We start from the raw sequence: 16,915 nt of genomic DNA on the forward strand, positions 1-16,915 counted from the left end.
TTGAATGACCTGAAGAAAAAATCACCAAAAGTGAGTGTATGAAATTAAGCAAACTCCTTTTCAAAGCTTTGGGCCGCTCTGTTCAGGTTTATCAAAATCTTTTCAGCCATTGCAGACTCTTTTTCTGTAAAATCATACAGCAGTGTCACATCATGCATGGCTTTTTCTAAAGTATAGGAGCTTTCATCACCAAACTCATATCTCCCTGTAGTTGTATTGTGCCAGATATAGATCATTTCAAGGGTGGATTTAACATTTAAACGATTCATTAAAGAAACGTTCAGGTTAAGTATAACCCTACCCCTTTAGGAAAACTACTTCCTGAAATACCTGATTATGGGGCAAAACATGTCTGATTCGAATAATCTATGGGAATTTCCACCCTCAAAATTTCTCCTATTCCCTTATATTAGCGATCAAACTTTTTGAAGCTATGAAAACCAGTTTGCTATTCTGCATTAGTTTGCTACTTATTTCTATCTCTGCCTGCACTCCCGGCAAAGAGGACAGGTCTTCCTGGCAAGGTGAATGGAAAGCCACCTGGACTACCAACCCGGCATCTTTTGCGGGTATTGATGGCATCACCTCTTACGAAATGGACGGCAAAGTCACATTTACTGAGGATAAAGTCAATATAAGAGCTTATGGTTTTGAGGGTTGTGCATTTGGGGTGGATACCCTGGACCATACACTTTTCTGGAAGGTGCAAAATGATTCCCTTATCCTGACAAATGATGAAGCTACTCCAGGTATGGATTACCGAATCCAAAACCTGACAAATGACAAGATAGAGCTACAGCTGCTGGAAGACATTTTTCTGACACTGGAGAAATAACAGGGTACCACAGATATCACAAAAGATGCTCACGGTCTCTGATATCAAGGTTGGAAGGGTATGTGGTTTCCCGATATACTGCGTACATATTTTTTTAATACCATAACAGATAAAGGAGTCTTTGGTCTTTTGTAATTGGAATGATTTAATCTCCAGGAAAAGAAACCTAAAATTCACCTCATGTAAGGTGCAACAGAGTACAATCAAATGGACCCAGTTGTCATCATAAATTCTTGCAGCACACAGCCCTGCAGGTATATTCAAAGTTTATTAATGATTTTTTAACCTCAAAGCAGAACTTCCTGGCATGATTTTCGTTTTTTGGTAAGGACAATAGGGGTAAACCGCCTAATGGTTTCCATACTCAAAAACTCGGAATCTTGAAAAAACTAACACTCTTATTGGCTGGCTTGTGTGTATTTTTTGCAGCCACCTCTCAGGAAAAATTTACGCTATCTGGTTACGTAAAGGATAAAAGTAACGGTGAGACACTCATTGGGGCCACAGTCGTCATTACTGAAATCTCCAGTGGAAATATTACCAACGTGTATGGGTTTTACTCCATCACTGTTCCTCCTGGCACTTACACCGTACAATACAGATATGTAGGCTATCAATCAGTCATCGAGCAAATAAAGCTTACGGAAAATGTACGACAGGACGTGGAGCTTGATCTAGAGGATAAGCAACTGGAAGAGGTCGTCGTTACGGCAAAAGCAGAAGATGCTAACGTTTCTGAAGTAGAAATGAGCACTGCCGAGCTCGACATCAAAACCATAGAAAAAATCCCTGCATTTCTTGGTGAAGTGGATGTGATCAAAAGCTTGCAGCTACTTCCGGGTGTAACCACTGTAGGAGAAGGGGCATCGGGCTTTAACGTACGTGGCGGTGGCGTAGGCCAAAACCTCATCCTCCTGGATGAAGCTCCGGTTTATAACTCCTCACACCTGCTGGGTTTCTTCTCGGTGTTTAATCCCGATGCGGTCAAGGATGTGAAGCTGTACAAGGGAGGGATCCCTGCCAGGTACGGCGGCAGACTTTCCTCTGTGCTGGATGTGCGCATGAAAGAAGGAAACAATAAACACTACCAGGCTACCGGGGGTATCGGGACTATTTTCAGCCGTTTTGCAGTGGAGGGCCCACTTGTTAAAGAAAAGTCCTCCTTTATACTCGCAGGCCGGAGATCGTATGCCGATCTTCTTTTTAAACCTTTTGTGGAGGATTTACGAGGTGGGGCCAAACTCAATTTTTATGACCTTACCCTGAAGACCAACTATACTTTCAATGAAAAAAACCGGGTCTATCTCTCGGCTTACTTAGGCCGTGATGTCTTCCTGTTTGATGGCCTGCAGGGTTTTACCTGGGGCAATAAGACCTCCACACTACGGTGGAATCACCTGTTTAATGACCGGCTGTTTTCTAATTTAACGCTTTTAGTTAGTGACTATGATTATTCACTTGCCTTTGGTGAAAACGACCAGGACCTCTTCGAATGGGACTCCAACATCATTTCGTACCAGGCCAAACCGGAGTTTAGCTATTTCATAGACACAAGAAACGAGCTGACTTTTGGCGGTGACCTAAATTTTTACCGGTTCAGGCCGGCAGATGCCAGGGGTGTGAGTTTGGGAGAGGAAGTGGACATCAGTCTGGAAGAGAAAAGAGCTGTAGAATCAGCCGCTTACCTGGGGCTGGAGCAAAAGCTGACAGATCGTCTGACCCTGCAATACGGGCTGCGCTACTCTCACTTTAGCTACCTGGGCGGAGGGGAGGTTTTTACCTTTGGTGATACCATTCCGGGTCATAAAAAGCCTGTGGTAAGCGTAGAAGGATCAAACCAGGGAGAAGTAGTGGCTTCTTATGGAAATTTTGAACCTCGGTTTTCATTTAAATATCAACTTACGACTACCTCCTCTATCAAGGGAAGCTATACGAGAATGGCGCAGTACATCCACCTGCTGTCCAATACCACAGCTTCTAACCCGCTGGACCTTTGGACACCCACCACCAATAATATAGAGCCGCAGCTGGGCAACCAGGTAGCACTTGGCTATTTTAGAAACTTTCAAAACAATGCATATGAGGCCTCTATCGAAGCGTACTATAAGCGAAATGAAAATCAGATAGATTACATAGACGGAGCTAACCTCTTTTTTAACAAAACCCTGGAGGGTGAGCTGCTCTCCGGGGATGGCAGAGCCTATGGCCTGGAGTTTTACCTGAAGAAAAACAAGGGAATTTTTACAGGATGGATCAGCTACACACTGGGCTGGTCTGAGCTTAAAGTGAACGGGATAGGAGACGATGACTGGTACCCCACCCGCTTTGATCAGTTGCATAACCTAAACATATCCGCATTTTATGATCTTTCGGACCGCTGGTCCTTTTCTACTAATTTCAAGGTGGTGAGTGGTACGCCATTTACCTCCCCAAACGGGCGGTTTGAGCAGCAGGGGTACGTGGTTCCGCTAGTTGACCTGCGAAATGCCGGCCGGATCCCATTGACACACCGGCTGGACGTGTCGGCTACCTGGAATATGCGAACTGTCAAATCCGATGGCTCTCCTAAAAAGCTGAGGGACTACTGGGTGTTTACCCTCTACAACGTATATGCAAGGGCAAATCCGTTCACGATCTATTTCCGGCAGCAAAAAGGCAGACCAGAGCCAGGTGAACCCATTAAAACGGAAGCTGTCCAGGTATCCATTTTTGCATTCGTTATTCCCGGTATTTCCTACAATTTCAAATTTTAAAATGATGAGAAAATTAGCCTTCGTTTTTTCCTTCGCTGCTGCCACTATTATTGGTTGTGAGTCCATCGTAGATGTAAAGGTAAACCAGGTGGAGCCCTACCTCGTCGTGGATGCCTGGCTTACACACACTCCCGGTGATCAGACTATCCGGCTGACTACCACTCAACCATACTTTAAAAATGAGTTTGCCTCCGGTGTAAGTAACGCCCAGGTTACGGTCACTGATAATACCGGGGAAGTATTTGAGTTTGTAGAAACGGAAAACGGGACTTATACCTGGACATCAAACGATGCTTTTGGGCAAATCGGCAGGACTTATTTTCTGGAGATCCAATGGGATGGAAATACTTACACGGCTTCCTCGGAGCTGAAGCGGGTACCACCTATTGACAGCATTACTTATACTTATGAAGAGGCAAATAGTTTCAATCCTGTTCCGTTCTACTATGCGGAATTTTTTGCGACCGACCCTGAAGGCCAAGGGGATGCCTACTGGCTAAAGGCCTGGAAAAATGGAAAGCCTCTCAACAAACCGGATGAGATCTACCTGTTCTACGACGCCTCCTTCAGTGAGGGAAACGGTGATGGCATCCCATTCATTTTTCCAATCCGCACCTCAGCCAATCCTTTTGATGTGGATATTAATGAAAATATGATCCCTCCGTACTGGCCCGCTGATACTTTTCAGATAGAACAAAAAGATGAACAACTATTAGTAGAACTTTATAAAAGCAAGGGTATGGTTGAAAACGGTGAGTTAGTTTTCAAGGTGAAGGATAAAGGTAAAAAAGTGAGGGGCGGAGTTGAAAGCATTCCACTGGATGGCAATCCCTATTCGCTCCTTGGTGATTCACTGATCACAAAGCAGGCAGACTCTATCTACCTGGAACTGCACGCAGTATCTGATGAGGCCTGGTTTTTTCTCATGAGGGTCTTCCAGGAGACTGCCCGTCCCGGTGGGTTTGGAGCGCTATTTGCCACTCCTCCTGCCAATGTCCCGACCAACATTCAGGCACAGGACGAGTCCGTCAATGTGGCGGGGATCTTCAATGTAGCGGCTGTCTCTTCAGCCGGAAGAAAGCTCACTCCGGAGGCGATCAGGGAGCAGCCTCAATAGAGGATTTTTTAGTGGTATGAGCCCATTTGGCCTGATCATTGCTTTATCTACATCATGAAATGGTCCGCCTACGTACTTTTCATGCAGATCCTTATTCTCACCGGTTGTAGCCAGCAGCTTCTGGTCCCGATTGACTACCAGCCGGAGGCTAAAAATTACCAGGCTTTTGTGGACCTGGAAGACGCGGTGGTATCCCTTGAAAATCTCGAGATAACAGGGAGTCACCTAATTTTTGGGCTTGAGGTCATCAATGAAGGGAAAGAACCTATAAGGATCCAAACGGATCAGATCCAAAACTTCATGAGTTTTCACTCATTAGTGGACCCCACTCCGAACCAATCGATCTATGCAGACGGTCTGTTATCTCCCCACCAGATCAACAAACATTTCAAAAGCAAAGTACAGTCGGCTAACATTGCCGGAGCTTTACTTTTTGTGATTGGGACCGCTTTGGTTGTCAATGATATCGTCAAAGATGCCAATGATGCGAGCGATGAGAACTGGGACCGGAAAAAGGCTAATAAATCAGCTTCCAGAGATGTAGCAACCTTTGTGGGGCTATCCGCTGTAGATATCGCTTCGGATATCAATTATGCTTCAAAGATCAGTGCCTACGAAGAGCTGGAGCATCTTCCTGACGAGCTCTTTATGAGGGAATGGATCCAACCCGGAGAAATATACAAGGGGAAAATTTTCTTCCCCAGAAAAGAGATCTTCAACTACTACCGCATCAAAATTCCCCTTGATGATAAAATACTGATATTCGATTTCAAAAGAGCCAATGCCCTGGAACGGGCATCACTAAGGAACTGATATCATACTACCGATAACGTATGTTAAAAGCTTGAATCTCATGCTTAATAATTGCGTCATTGGCGAGTTTGTGGTTTGAATTACCAAGGCTTAGCCTTTGAAAAGTCAGATTTGAGTAAACTATTCCCCGCATTTTACTGTATTTTTAGATAGCGAAGATTTTAGCTCTATGGATAAGCTTACAGACACACCACCACGTACGATCATGGAGGTTTACAAAAACCTGCCTGAAGGCACATTGGCAGAGCTCGTCAATAATATTATTTATATGTCACCATCACCTGTTTACAAGCACCAGAAAACCCTGCAGGCAATTTTTAGAATTTTAAGTGCTGAAATTGTGGACAAAAACCTTGGAGAGGTTATAATTGCTCCATTTGACATTTACCTGGATGAAAACAGCAACGCCGTACAGCCGGACATCACAGTCGTTTTAAATGACCGGAAATCCATTATCCGGGAAGAAGGTCATATCCATGGCGTCCCCAGCCTGATCGTTGAGGTCTTATCTCCAGGCAATAAAGATCATGACCTGATCCGCAAAAAGGAGTTGTATGAGCGTTTTGATGTGGAGGAATATTGGATTGTGGATCCGGAGACTAAACTGGCACTGGTTTATTCACTTGAGAACAAAGCCTACAAAAAAATTCACGAAGAGATTGGCACCATCGGTTCCACTTTACTTGAGAAAAACTTCAAATTCTAGCCTCCACATTCACAATTTTCCACTCTAATTCTCAACTCTCCATTCTTCATTCTCAATTTTTCACCCCCCTCACCATCTCTTTCTTTCCCAGGGCGCCCTTTAGAGTCTGTACCTCAAATCCTGCGGCAGCAAGGTTTCTCTTAAACTGACCCTGCGCACAATACGTCGTTAATATCCCCCCGGATTTCAGCAGCTTACAGCATTTCTTCAGGTTTTCCAGCCTCCACAGTTCAGCCTGCTTGCTCGGTGCAAATGCATCAAAAAAGATCACATCAAATTTATTTTGCAGGCCGCGCAGTTCTAAATCCTCAAGCCGTTGCTCATATTTAGCCAATGAAAACCAATCAGAAATTGGCCTCTCCTCATTCCAATCAGCCTCATGGATCTGCAGGAGCAACCGCATTTGCTCCTCATTGGTACCGTAATTTAGCTGAGTGTAAATCTCCCGGGGAACCGGAACAGGCTCTATGGTGTGATAAGCAATTTGTATCTGATGTTCTTTTGCAAATATGGCTGCCAGTAAAGCATTCAGACCAGTCCCCAATCCCACTTCAAAAACGGCCATTGATTTCAGCTCCTTTTCTGCCAAATGCTTTAATCCGTTATGGATAAATACATGCATCGACTCCCCCTTTGCACCGTGAAAGGAATGATACGTTTCATGCAGATCTTCGCGATATAGGCTATGCGAGCCGTCTTCTGTGGTAATGAGTTTTAACATAGAGCAAATCTTCCCTGGTTCTCAAATTTAGGCATAGTGTTTAGATGTATTTTGCGTTAGATGCTTTTAATGCATTTGTTAAATCATCTACACCCGCTTTTTTGCAACCTCAAGGTCCCCTCCAGGAAGTACCTCTCCCCAACCGAGCAGGAAGACATCAACTACCTGAACAGCAAAGGGTAAAAGCCTCAGTCAGCCTGAAGGATTTTAGATGGATTGAGAACAAAGGAACGAGGCGTCATGCCATACTGTACCTGCGCTACAGAAACAGGATGGAGATAGCACAGCGATTGCATGCCATTGAACACGATTCCCTTGTATAGGTAATCCGGCAAATTCAAAGGTTTATACCAAGCTTGGTTCTAAGCACCTCATAGATTTCAGCTTCCTTCTCGCGCAGCTTTCTGATCGTTTCTTTTTGCTCTGAGTTTTCAGTGATCAGCATACGTACCAGTAGGGATAATTCTTTCAAAGTAGCGGTTTCTTCTGTCCGGGATTTGCTTTCCAGGTGCTCAAGCAGGGAAACTATCCGCTCGTGAAGAGCCGTCTGCGGGATTCCTTTTGCATGTCTTTCTCCTTCGGATGAGGGAGAGAGGTCTTTTTCAGGGTTGGTCACTTCCTGGTTGGGATGTTTTATTAAGAATAAAAAGTTAGCTGGATGAAAAAGATAGTCAATAAATTGATACTAGAGACCGTGAAAGATCCCAAAATAAACGTGACCTACACCGTAAAAGTCTGAAAAATGTTATAGTTTTACGGTAATAGTTAATCAATTATGGCGGTGAATGCCCCGTCCTGCTGTGAAGTGGGACGGGGTTTTTTTATATCACCTCCCAACTCACAGATTTGCATATCGGAACTGAATGGAATTCGGAACTGAAAAACTAATCATACAAGATCAACCCTGATAAAGTAGATACAAAGCGAGAAACATTGCCAAATTTTATATAACCATTCCCATGTTTCGTAGAATTTCTGCCAACGCAACCTTATATTCTCAACAGATGTATTTATTTTTAGATAAAGTAAGGGAAATAGTATTTCCCATTGCTTTTTATAAAAGCATAAAACAATCAGTTAGAGATTCTTAATTTTACAGTTTAAATATTTTATATGAAAAAGCTATTACTACTGGCACTGATGAGCCCTGTTATGATCTTGATGAGTTGCGGGGGAGATGATCCGGAACCTACGGAAGAAGATTTTTTAAGACAGAATTGGGTTTTAGATTCATATATCTATGAAAATCTTCCTGCCGAGGTGTCCTATTGGGGAGAAAGTGAGTTTACCACCGTTTTCGGCGAAAACAAATTTTCAATCAGCTTTACAGGATCAGGTTACACAAGAGGGGCACGTTTTGCGCTACAAGCAGGTGGTGACACTACGCTTAATGAAAGTGGAGAATATACCTTCTCAGATAATGAGATACTACTTGACCCAACCGGTAGTGGTTTAGGGGCTATTTTGAGTACTGCTTTTGGAGTAGAGGTCCCTCCATTACCTAATGTTTATTTAGTAGAAACCATTACTGAATCTGACCTTATCATTTCATTTGAGGAAAGTGATTTTCTTACCTCAAATGATTGGCGTGATTACATCGATGAAAATTTTAATACCCAGCAAGAATTGGACGACTACCTAAATGGATTATCAGATGATCAATACGATTCTTTGGTCAATGCTGTCCTGATTCCAGTTACTTTTGACATTGTCTATGACTTTGACCTGGACGTGGAATAAATATTGAAATCGAAAAGATTAACGTTTGTGCGGGTAGGATGTATTTTGTTTTCTTTCTTTATCTTCATTTACAGCTTTGGACAGTCTGGCTCAGTAAATGGAACTGTATTAGACGACACTGGCGAACCTCTCATCGGCGCTACAGTTCAGGTAAGGGGAGAAAATACAGGTACGGTCACAGACCTGGATGGAAACTTCCGGATCTCAGCTTCTCAGGGAGATATTCTTGTCATCAGCATGGTGGGCATGGAATCTCAGGAGATTTTAGTCGAGAATTTTGAACCTGTTTCCGTTCAGCTAAAAGAAGCCACCTCCATCCTGGGAGAAGTAGTCGTCACAGGTTTCCAGGAAGTAGACCGTAAGCTGTTTACCGGAGCATCCGAAAGCGTCTCCATGGAAGACATAGAGGTAAAGGGTCTGGCTGACGTAAGTCGTGCCCTGGAAGGACAGGTAGCAGGGGTAAATGTGGATAATGTCTCCGGAACTTTCGGAACCACTCCCAAAATACGGATCAGGGGAAATGCCTCCATCAATGGAAATAACCAGCCGCTTTTTGTAGTGGATGGTGTAATCCTGGAAGACCTGGCGGAGGTAAGCACTGATGATTTTATCTCAGGAGATGCTAATACACTGATCAGCTCCTCCGTTGCAAACCTGAACCCCAGTGATATCGCTTCCTTTCAGATCCTCAAAGATGCCTCCGCTACAGCCATCTATGGAGCACGGGCAGCCAATGGAGTAATCGTCATTACTACCAAGCGTGGAAAAAGCGGCCGCCTCCGTGTCAACTATTCCAGTAACTATTCCTTCAAGTTACGCCCTACTTACAATCAATTTGACCTGATGAACTCTGCCGAGGAAATGTCCGTCTACCGGGAGCTGTTTGAGAAAGGCCTCATTGACATTTCCACCTCGGTACGTGCTCAAAACTATGGAGCCATGGGAAAAATGTTTGCCCGAATTGCTGACCACGACCTGGCCTGGGGCACTGGCGGTGGACTCAATGAAGAATTTCTGAATCAGTACGAAAATGCCAACACCGACTGGTTTGATGTGCTTTTCCGTGATGCCGGACTCCAGCAACAGCACTCTCTGAGCTTTACGGCCGGAAACGAAAAATCCAACAGCTATTACTCCATCAGCTATCTGAATGACCAGGGCCAGACCATTGCCGATCAGGTACAGCGATTTACCGGATCCGCGAGAAATACCTACTTCATCTCAGATAAGTTCACCTTTGGTTTGAAACTAACCGCCAGCTATCGTGACCAGACAGTGCCGGGTACCAGAAATCGTGAATTTGATCCGATCACAGGTCGATTTAGCCGAAGCTTTGACATAAATCCTTTTAGCTATTCACTCAATACCGCAAGATCCATCCGCCCCTATGATGAAAATGGAGAGCTGGAATATTTCAGAAGAAATTATGCTCCTTTCAACATCCTGGACGAGTTGAGGTACAACTTCATCAACATCCAGGTAGCTGACTTTTCCGGGCAAACGGATTTTGAGATCAAACCTTATAAAGGTGTGTCCATTAAGGGTGTACTGCAGGCACGCTATGCGAATACCATCCGTGACCATACGGTCCACGAAAAGTCCAATCAGGCCGAGGCTTATCGCGCAAACCAAACACAATTTATCCAGGATGCCAATAACCTGCTTTTCCGTGACCCGGATAATCCGGGACTCAATCCTGTGGTCGTTCTGCCGCAGGGAGGATTTAATTATTTAGACCAAAGCGATCTCCTCAACTTCTACAGTCGTATCAGCGCTGACTGGAATAAAGTTTTCGCTCAAAATCATGAAGTGAATCTATTAGCTGGTCAGGAGATCCGTTTTACCAACCGAACCGAATCCAGCACTACCGGAATGGGAGTGATCTATGAGAGTGGCGGGATCGTGGTGACCGACCCAAACATCATTGAGTTTTTTAACCTGCAAAACATTGACTATTACCGCCTAAGCTCTACTAAAGACCGCTTCATCGGCCTTTTCCTGAATGGTGCCTATGCTTACAAGTCCAAATACATTGCAAACTTTACTGTACGCTACGACGGCTCAAATCAGCTCGGCGAAAGCAAAGCTGCCAGGTATCTCCCCACATGGAATGTCAGCGGAGCCTGGAATGCTACCAACGAATCCTTTTTCAATGTTCCTTTTATCAATGAGTTGAAACTGCGAACAACTTACGGGATCTCAGGAAACCTTCCGCCCAATGCCAGTGCATTGCTCAACCTTCAGGCGGATGTCACCGTCCGGCCAACAGATGTAGAACCTTACCTGTACATTCAGGACCTGACCAATACTGAACTGACCTGGGAAAAGCTCCGGGAGTTTAATGCGGGCATGGACATCACCGTTTGGGATAACCGGATCTCCGGATCCTTTAACTACTACAGGAGGAATGCATTTGATCTGATAGGGATCGTGCAAACCAGCGGCATAGGTGGCCAGGGGCTGAAGGTCGGAAACTTCGCAGATATGTCTGCAGATGGGTTTGAAGTGGCAATCAATGCAGAAATAATTAACACTGGTAATTTCGCCTGGCGTACCAATGCCAATGTGGGGTACACCAGGGACCGAATTACGCGACTGGATTTTGGTCCTCGCATTGCTGATGCTATAGGTCAGGGAGGAGCTGCTGTTTTAGGCGGACCACGACGGGGGCTTTTCTCTACCAAATTTGCAGGTCTGAATAACCAGGGCATCCCTACTTTCCTGGACGAGAATGGAGAAGTGGTTTTTCAGTATGATCTACAGGAACGTGAAAACCTAACTTCAACATTGAAGTATGAAGGCCCCGTAGAACCGAGAGGAGCGGGAGGTTTTACCAATACGTTCAGTTACAAAGGCTTTTCACTGATGTGCCTGCTCTCAGCCAAGTTTGATTATAAGATCAGGCTTAATGATTCCTTCTTTGCTACCTACACAGACTTTGATGCATTGCCGGCAGACCTTGTCAACCGGTGGGCTGTTCCCGGGGATGAAGACCTGACTGATATACCGGTCATTCTCGATCGTGGCGTTGCGCAAACCAATGGAAATGTGGTATTGGCATATCAGCTTTATAATAAAAGTACGGCAAGAGTAGCAGATGGTAGCTATGTAAGGCTGAGAACAGTGCGATTGTCCTACTCATTACCGCCCTCACTGATTGGCAACATTGGACTCAATAATGTTTCGGTAAGCGTAGAGGGCCAGAATCTTGCATTACTCTATTCTGACAGTCGTCTAAACGGTCAGGATCCTGAGTTTTTCAGCAGTGGCGGGGTTTCTTTACCTCAGCCACGCATGGTCACTTTTTCACTAAATGTTGGTTTCTGAAATGAAGATGAGAAAGCAACCATATCGCACATCGATCTTGAAGAAAAACACCTTTACTCCCCTCTACAGATGGTCCGACACTCCGGGGGTGAAGGGGGGCCTAAGTCATTCAAATTCGTTTCCTTTCAAAATCAAGAGGGTACTAACCATTTCCATTCTATTTATAGTTGGAATTGGGGTCAACTCCTGCGACACCTTTCTGGATGAAGTTCCTGACAACCGGGTAGCTCTGAATGATCTGGATAAAGCTGCCCAGCTGGTGACCAACGCATATTCCATAGCCAGCCCGGCATTCACAGACTGGATGACGGACAATGTCGGCTACACACGGGGAGTGAACATACGACAAAGCCAACAGCAGGCTTTTGAATGGGAAGACATCACTACCGGCCCAACAGAGCAGGACACACCGGACTTTTTCTGGTTTGAAACCTACGGTGCCATTGCCCATGCCAATGAAGTATTGGCAATTATTGATGAGATCGAAGTGGATGATGAGCAAGATCAGCTGAGAAAAAATGCGATCGAGGGAGAGGCGCTGTTAGCGCGGGCTTACGGGCATTTTATGCTCGTTAATATGTTTGGCCAGCACGTTACTATAGAAGATTCCGAGCCTGGTATTCCTTATGTAAAAGTCCCTGAGACACAATTCATTCAGGAATACACCAGGAAATCAGTGCGTGGCGTTTATGCAGATATCGAAGATGACTTACTAGATGGGCTGGAACTGATCAACGATAATTTCTTCAACAATTCCGGAAAATACCATTTCACAAGAAACGCTGCTCTGGCATTTGCTTCACGGTATTATCTATACAAACAGGATTTTCTAAGATGTCTCCAATACAGCAATGAGCTCCTGGGATCAGACCCTGCAGCGTATGTCAGAGACCTGACCTCTCAGGAGTTTCAAAATGCCAAGTCCTCGATACAGGGCTACCCACAGCTTTATTCAAGTCCGGATCTGGCCAGCAATATTTTACTTATCCGCAAAATATCACTGGTACAACGTCCCGATTTTGGTCATGGGCCCACCCAGGATTTTTATGGTGACCTGTTTGCCTCACACCCATTTGCCGGAGCAACGGATGAGCGGGAAAACCCGGCCTTTGTAAAAGGAGATAACGGACTGCTCCCCGTACGATATCAAAACCTGTTTGAGCGAAGCAGCCTCAATTCCAATGTAGGCTTCCCTTATCACATTGCACTGGCTTTCCGTGGTGAAGAAGTATTGATCAACAGAGCTGAAGCCAATGCCTTCCTTGGAAACACGGAAGAATCACTTGCTGATCTGCAGATCCTGACAGACAGAAGATACACAGGGCCGGATACGGAACTCACCTTTGAGAAATTAAAGGCTTTCTTTGGGGCTGCAAATGATCCCAATTTCACTGATCAGTTAGCCTTGCTTAACTACATTATTTTTTTTGAGCGTAGAAAAGAATTTATTATCCAGGGCATGCGTTGGTTTGATATCAAAAGATTTGAGATCCCGGTAACCCACCAGCTTCTGGACGGCTCTACCATTACGCTCGAGTCTGATGATTTGAGAAAAGTGTTACAAATCCCTCAATCTGCACAGGAGGTAGGTGGATTAGAGCCCAACGATCGTTAATTATGAAACAGATAAACACCATATCGAATAAGATTTTAGCTATGGGTGCTTTTTTCATGGTGCTCATTGGGTTGCTCTCCTGCTACCCTGAAGAAAAACTCAATGTCCCTGTGCAAGACACTGACCTGGAGCTCACCGCTCTGGACCAGTACATTGAGGATAACTTCACACAAGAATACGGCATGGCTATTCGCTACCGGTTTGTGGACCGATATGTCAACCCGGGCGAACGGGTTACACCTCCACGGCTGGAGGTAGTCAGACCTATGCTGGATTTCATAGAAAATTTCTGGATAGATCCGTACCTGGAAGTGGGGAATGGCGAAGTATTCTTCCGGGATCATGTGCCTGCTGAAATTGTGTTCCTTGGAGGTTTTATCTTCAACGAGGATGGTACAGTAACCCTGGGGACAGCGGATGCAGGTGCTCAGATCACCTTTACCAATGTAAACGCCATTGACCCAGAAGACGTGGATTGGAGAGCCCTCCAGTTGCAAACGGTTTACCATGAGTTTGCACACATTGTGCATCAGCGCTACAAATTGCCTGCTGCATTTGAATCGATCTCGCCAAATGGCTACACCAGTGCGGGCTCCTGGTTCAATCTGCCTGATGAAGAAGCGCTGGAGCGTGGCTTTGTATCGCCTTATGCTACCAGCTCTCCCAATGAAGATTTTGCTGAAACGGTAGCTTTTTACCTTTTTGATGAAAACTTTTTCGACAACTTTATCAATCAGGAAGAAGATTGCTCAGATGCCGATTGTGAAAATGTCAACGCTGGGAAAGCGCTTATTTCAGCTAAACTGGCTGCAATAAGTGACCATTATGAAAAAGTAACAGGGATCAATCTGGAGAATCTCCGGGAAGTGATCCAAACGAAACTGAACGAATGAGGAAGAAGCTCACATATCTTTTATTCATTTGGATCTTCATTGGCTTTGGGTGCAACGAAGATGAGGAAAACCTCCCCTCTGTAGAAGAGCGGACTGCTAAAGCAATTGGAGACCTGCGTGATGGGCTTACAGAACCCGCCAACGGATGGAAGATCAATTATCACCCTATCGATGCTTCAGGGACATTTTTCATGATCCTCAACTTTGACGAGGACGGCACGGTCAACATTCTGTCTGATGTGGCAGCCAATGACGGTGAGTTTTACGACCATACCATCCCGTACCGGATCGACGCAGCATTGGGGTTAGAGTTGGTTCTTGAAACCTATGGGGTATTCCACTATTTATTTGAGCTACAGCAGGCAAGCTTTGGAGCTGAGTTTGAGTTTGTATATGTCGGTGAAGATGATGGAAATCTGGTTTTTGAAAGTAAATCAGACTTTCTCGATAAGACCATCATCACGATGGAGCCTGCTACTCAGGCTGACTTAAGTGCCTTTTCAAGAGAGATCGCAGAAAATTTTGAAGCATTTACCGGTCAGTCACCACGACTATTTGGTGGTGTTCCTCCCTCGCAACAGCTGTATTTCTCCAATAGCGACATCTCAGTATTCTGGGCTATTGACCTGGTGACACGTACAGTTCAGATCAATCAGGCGGGCGTGGGCAGCTCCCTGAATGAAATAACTAGCAATGGCACACAAACCAACATCGACCATTTCACCGGGTATGCATTCCGAAATGGAACTTTACAACTGGAAAACCCATTAACCACCTCGGTGGATGGCACGGAGATCACCATTTCGGAGGTTTCGCTTGCTGACTTTTCACAAACCGGCCCTTCATTGTGTGACAGTACTGCCGAAAATACACCCGTGTATACCGGGTCGGTGAGTGGTCTGGGGCCTGTTACCATCACAAAAAGCCTTTTCAATAGTAATGGCAATCCTTTTTTAGCGGACAATGAGCTCTATTCAGTCAATATCCCCTTTATCTTTGACGCAGATTTCAACTCACTTTCTGAAAATGGGAGCATTGCCGATAAGCTGCCCAATGCCGTTGCATTTCTCATGACCTATGATTTTGAGTCTGATACCATCCCAGCTTATTCGATTGGCTTTCTGGTAGAAGATGAAGCAGGTAACACGGACTTTTATCTCCGTTCCTTTGATCCTGCTGGTTCAATTGGAAACGCTGTTTCTGTGGACTTGCTGGATGAGTTTTACTACACCACTACCCCAAACCCCGGAGAAGAACAGGCATTAACCGAAATCACCGATGAAATTTTCTACGGTGGCAAAGTTTACGCCTACAACCTTGAAGTGCAGGGTCTCACAGCCTTTCAGCTTTACAATCCCTGTAATAGCTACGAGTTTGTTCTGGTGCAGTAAGGTGCTCCACCTTGGAACCCCTCAGTCCTGCGGACAGCTCCCCTGAGCAAGGGGAGCAGCATTCGCTACAAAAATTTATAAGCCTCCTGAAAAATTTCAGAGCACTACATATTGAATACAAACTGCTTCCCTCTTTTCTTGGGGGGTGACCGGAGGCCGGGCGGTCAACATCAAATTTCGATGTTGCTAAATCTCTATCCCCTCACTCGACTTCCACCACCATCTCAATTTCCACCGCGATATTCCTGGGCAAAGAACCCGTCCCTACAGCAGCACGGGCATGCTTTCCCCGCTCGCCAAACACCTCCACCATCAGATCAGAAAAACCATTCACCACTTCCGGCTGCTGAGTAAAGTCCGGGGTACAATTCACCATCCCCGTCACTTTCACAATGCGTTTCACCTTATTCAGATCGATGATCTCAGCTTTCAGTGCTGCCAGCTGAGCAATAGCAGATAGTCGGGCAGCCTCATAACCTTCTTCTACTGTAAGATCCTTCCCAATCTTGCCAATCACATTTCCGCCTTCAGGTTTGGCAGGACCTTTACCGGCCATAAACACCAGGTTGCCGGTGCGAACAGCATTCACATAGTTAGCCACCGGAGGAGTAGGGGCCTTCAGCTCAATACCCAGCGTGGCAAGCTTTTCTTCCACATCATAGCTGTAAAGTGGCTCCCTCTCGGGGTTTTGCTGAGTGGAAGTTCCACAGGAAAAAAGCACGAAAAGAAGGAAAGTGTAGCCTAAGGTTTTCATAAGGTTGGTTTTTGTTATTAAAGATAGTAAAGGAGCATGATGTAGATTATTTTAGATAATCTTGATCTAAGATTTCCCCCGCTGGCGGGGGATTAAGGGGCCCGGCCAGGGGATGGAAAGGAAAATTTCTTCCTATTCCTCCCTTAATGGGTTGTAACCCAAGTCACTCCACGTCTAACAAGATCACATTCACGAAATGTTATCTTTCCTTCAACCTGTTTTATCAAACCTCATCTACATTTTCGTTACC

15 protein-coding genes are annotated in these 16,915 nt (G+C 45.2%); 11 read left to right on the forward strand and 4 right to left on the reverse strand.

Features of this window, described 5'->3' with window-relative positions:
• Window positions 1-44 precede the first annotated feature (44 nt).
• Complete coding sequence (locus AC3E9V_RS25685; RefSeq protein ID WP_488751037.1) at window positions 45-269, reverse strand: hypothetical protein; 225 nt, start codon at window positions 267-269, stop codon at window positions 45-47.
• Between the two features lie 164 nt (window positions 270-433).
• Here AC3E9V_RS25685 and AC3E9V_RS25690 point away from each other — a divergent pair, with 164 nt between their 5' ends.
• The 5 genes from AC3E9V_RS25690 to AC3E9V_RS25710 all read left to right on the forward strand — a co-directional run bounded on the left by AC3E9V_RS25690 (window position 434) and on the right by AC3E9V_RS25710 (window position 6,224).
• Window positions 434-835, forward strand: coding sequence for a hypothetical protein (locus tag AC3E9V_RS25690; RefSeq protein ID WP_488751038.1), 402 nt, complete (start codon window positions 434-436; stop codon window positions 833-835).
• Between the two features lie 380 nt (window positions 836-1,215).
• The gene (locus AC3E9V_RS25695; protein WP_488751039.1) at window positions 1,216-3,588 is read left to right on the forward strand and encodes a TonB-dependent receptor; all 2,373 of its coding nucleotides are present in this window, start codon (window positions 1,216-1,218) and stop codon (window positions 3,586-3,588) included.
• A 1-nt stretch (window position 3,589) separates the two neighbouring features.
• A complete protein-coding gene (locus AC3E9V_RS25700; RefSeq protein WP_488751040.1) occupies window positions 3,590-4,705 on the forward strand; it encodes a DUF4249 domain-containing protein in 1,116 nt (371 codons plus the stop codon).
• Between the two features lie 54 nt (window positions 4,706-4,759).
• Window positions 4,760-5,518 carry a hypothetical protein gene (locus AC3E9V_RS25705; RefSeq protein WP_488751041.1) on the forward strand — a complete coding sequence of 253 codons (759 nt, stop codon included), beginning with the start codon at window positions 4,760-4,762 and terminating at the stop codon, window positions 5,516-5,518.
• A 169-nt stretch (window positions 5,519-5,687) separates the two neighbouring features.
• Window positions 5,688-6,224 carry a Uma2 family endonuclease gene (locus tag AC3E9V_RS25710; protein ID WP_488751042.1) on the forward strand — a complete coding sequence of 179 codons (537 nt, stop codon included), beginning with the start codon at window positions 5,688-5,690 and terminating at the stop codon, window positions 6,222-6,224.
• A gap of 52 nt (window positions 6,225-6,276) precedes the next feature.
• Here AC3E9V_RS25710 and mnmC2 read toward each other — a convergent pair whose 3' ends face one another.
• Entirely contained in the window at window positions 6,277-6,945 is a 669-nt protein-coding gene (gene mnmC2 / locus AC3E9V_RS25715; RefSeq protein WP_488751043.1) for a tRNA (5-methylaminomethyl-2-thiouridine)(34)-methyltransferase MnmC2, read from the reverse strand.
• Between the two features lie 44 nt (window positions 6,946-6,989).
• On the opposite strand from mnmC2, the gene AC3E9V_RS25720 reads away from it, so the two are divergent.
• Complete coding sequence (locus tag AC3E9V_RS25720; protein WP_488751044.1) at window positions 6,990-7,268, forward strand: hypothetical protein; 279 nt, start codon at window positions 6,990-6,992, stop codon at window positions 7,266-7,268.
• Window positions 7,269-7,282: 14 nt separating this feature from the next.
• Here the strand turns inward: AC3E9V_RS25720 and AC3E9V_RS25725 are convergent, their stop codons facing one another.
• A complete protein-coding gene (locus tag AC3E9V_RS25725) occupies window positions 7,283-7,561 on the reverse strand; it encodes a hypothetical protein (RefSeq protein WP_488751045.1) in 279 nt (92 codons plus the stop codon).
• Window positions 7,562-8,058: 497 nt separating this feature from the next.
• Here AC3E9V_RS25725 and AC3E9V_RS25730 point away from each other — a divergent pair, with 497 nt between their 5' ends.
• From AC3E9V_RS25730 to AC3E9V_RS25750, 5 genes are read left to right on the forward strand one after another with little or no spacing between them, the layout of a single operon-like run.
• Complete coding sequence (locus AC3E9V_RS25730) at window positions 8,059-8,685, forward strand: hypothetical protein (RefSeq protein WP_488751046.1); 627 nt, start codon at window positions 8,059-8,061, stop codon at window positions 8,683-8,685.
• 3 nt (window positions 8,686-8,688) lie between these two features.
• Complete coding sequence (locus AC3E9V_RS25735) at window positions 8,689-12,012, forward strand: SusC/RagA family TonB-linked outer membrane protein (protein ID WP_488751047.1); 3,324 nt, start codon at window positions 8,689-8,691, stop codon at window positions 12,010-12,012.
• 7 nt (window positions 12,013-12,019) lie between these two features.
• Window positions 12,020-13,627, forward strand: a complete 1,608-nt coding sequence (locus tag AC3E9V_RS25740; RefSeq protein WP_488751048.1) for a RagB/SusD family nutrient uptake outer membrane protein — start codon at window positions 12,020-12,022, stop codon at window positions 13,625-13,627.
• Window positions 13,628-13,629: 2 nt separating this feature from the next.
• Window positions 13,630-14,520: a putative zinc-binding metallopeptidase gene (locus AC3E9V_RS25745; RefSeq protein WP_488751049.1), complete on the forward strand. Its 891-nt coding sequence runs from the start codon at window positions 13,630-13,632 to the stop codon at window positions 14,518-14,520.
• Window positions 14,517-15,911 carry a DUF4302 domain-containing protein gene (locus tag AC3E9V_RS25750; RefSeq protein WP_488751050.1) on the forward strand — a complete coding sequence of 465 codons (1,395 nt, stop codon included), beginning with the start codon at window positions 14,517-14,519 and terminating at the stop codon, window positions 15,909-15,911. The genes AC3E9V_RS25745 and AC3E9V_RS25750 overlap by 4 nt, the downstream gene beginning before the upstream one ends.
• A gap of 202 nt (window positions 15,912-16,113) precedes the next feature.
• Here the strand turns inward: AC3E9V_RS25750 and AC3E9V_RS25755 are convergent, their stop codons facing one another.
• Window positions 16,114-16,665, reverse strand: a complete 552-nt coding sequence (locus AC3E9V_RS25755) for a RidA family protein (protein WP_488751051.1) — start codon at window positions 16,663-16,665, stop codon at window positions 16,114-16,116.
• Window positions 16,666-16,915 lie beyond the last annotated feature (250 nt).

The sequence above is a fragment of the Marinoscillum sp. HNIBRBA16962 genome (assembly GCF_057801515.1).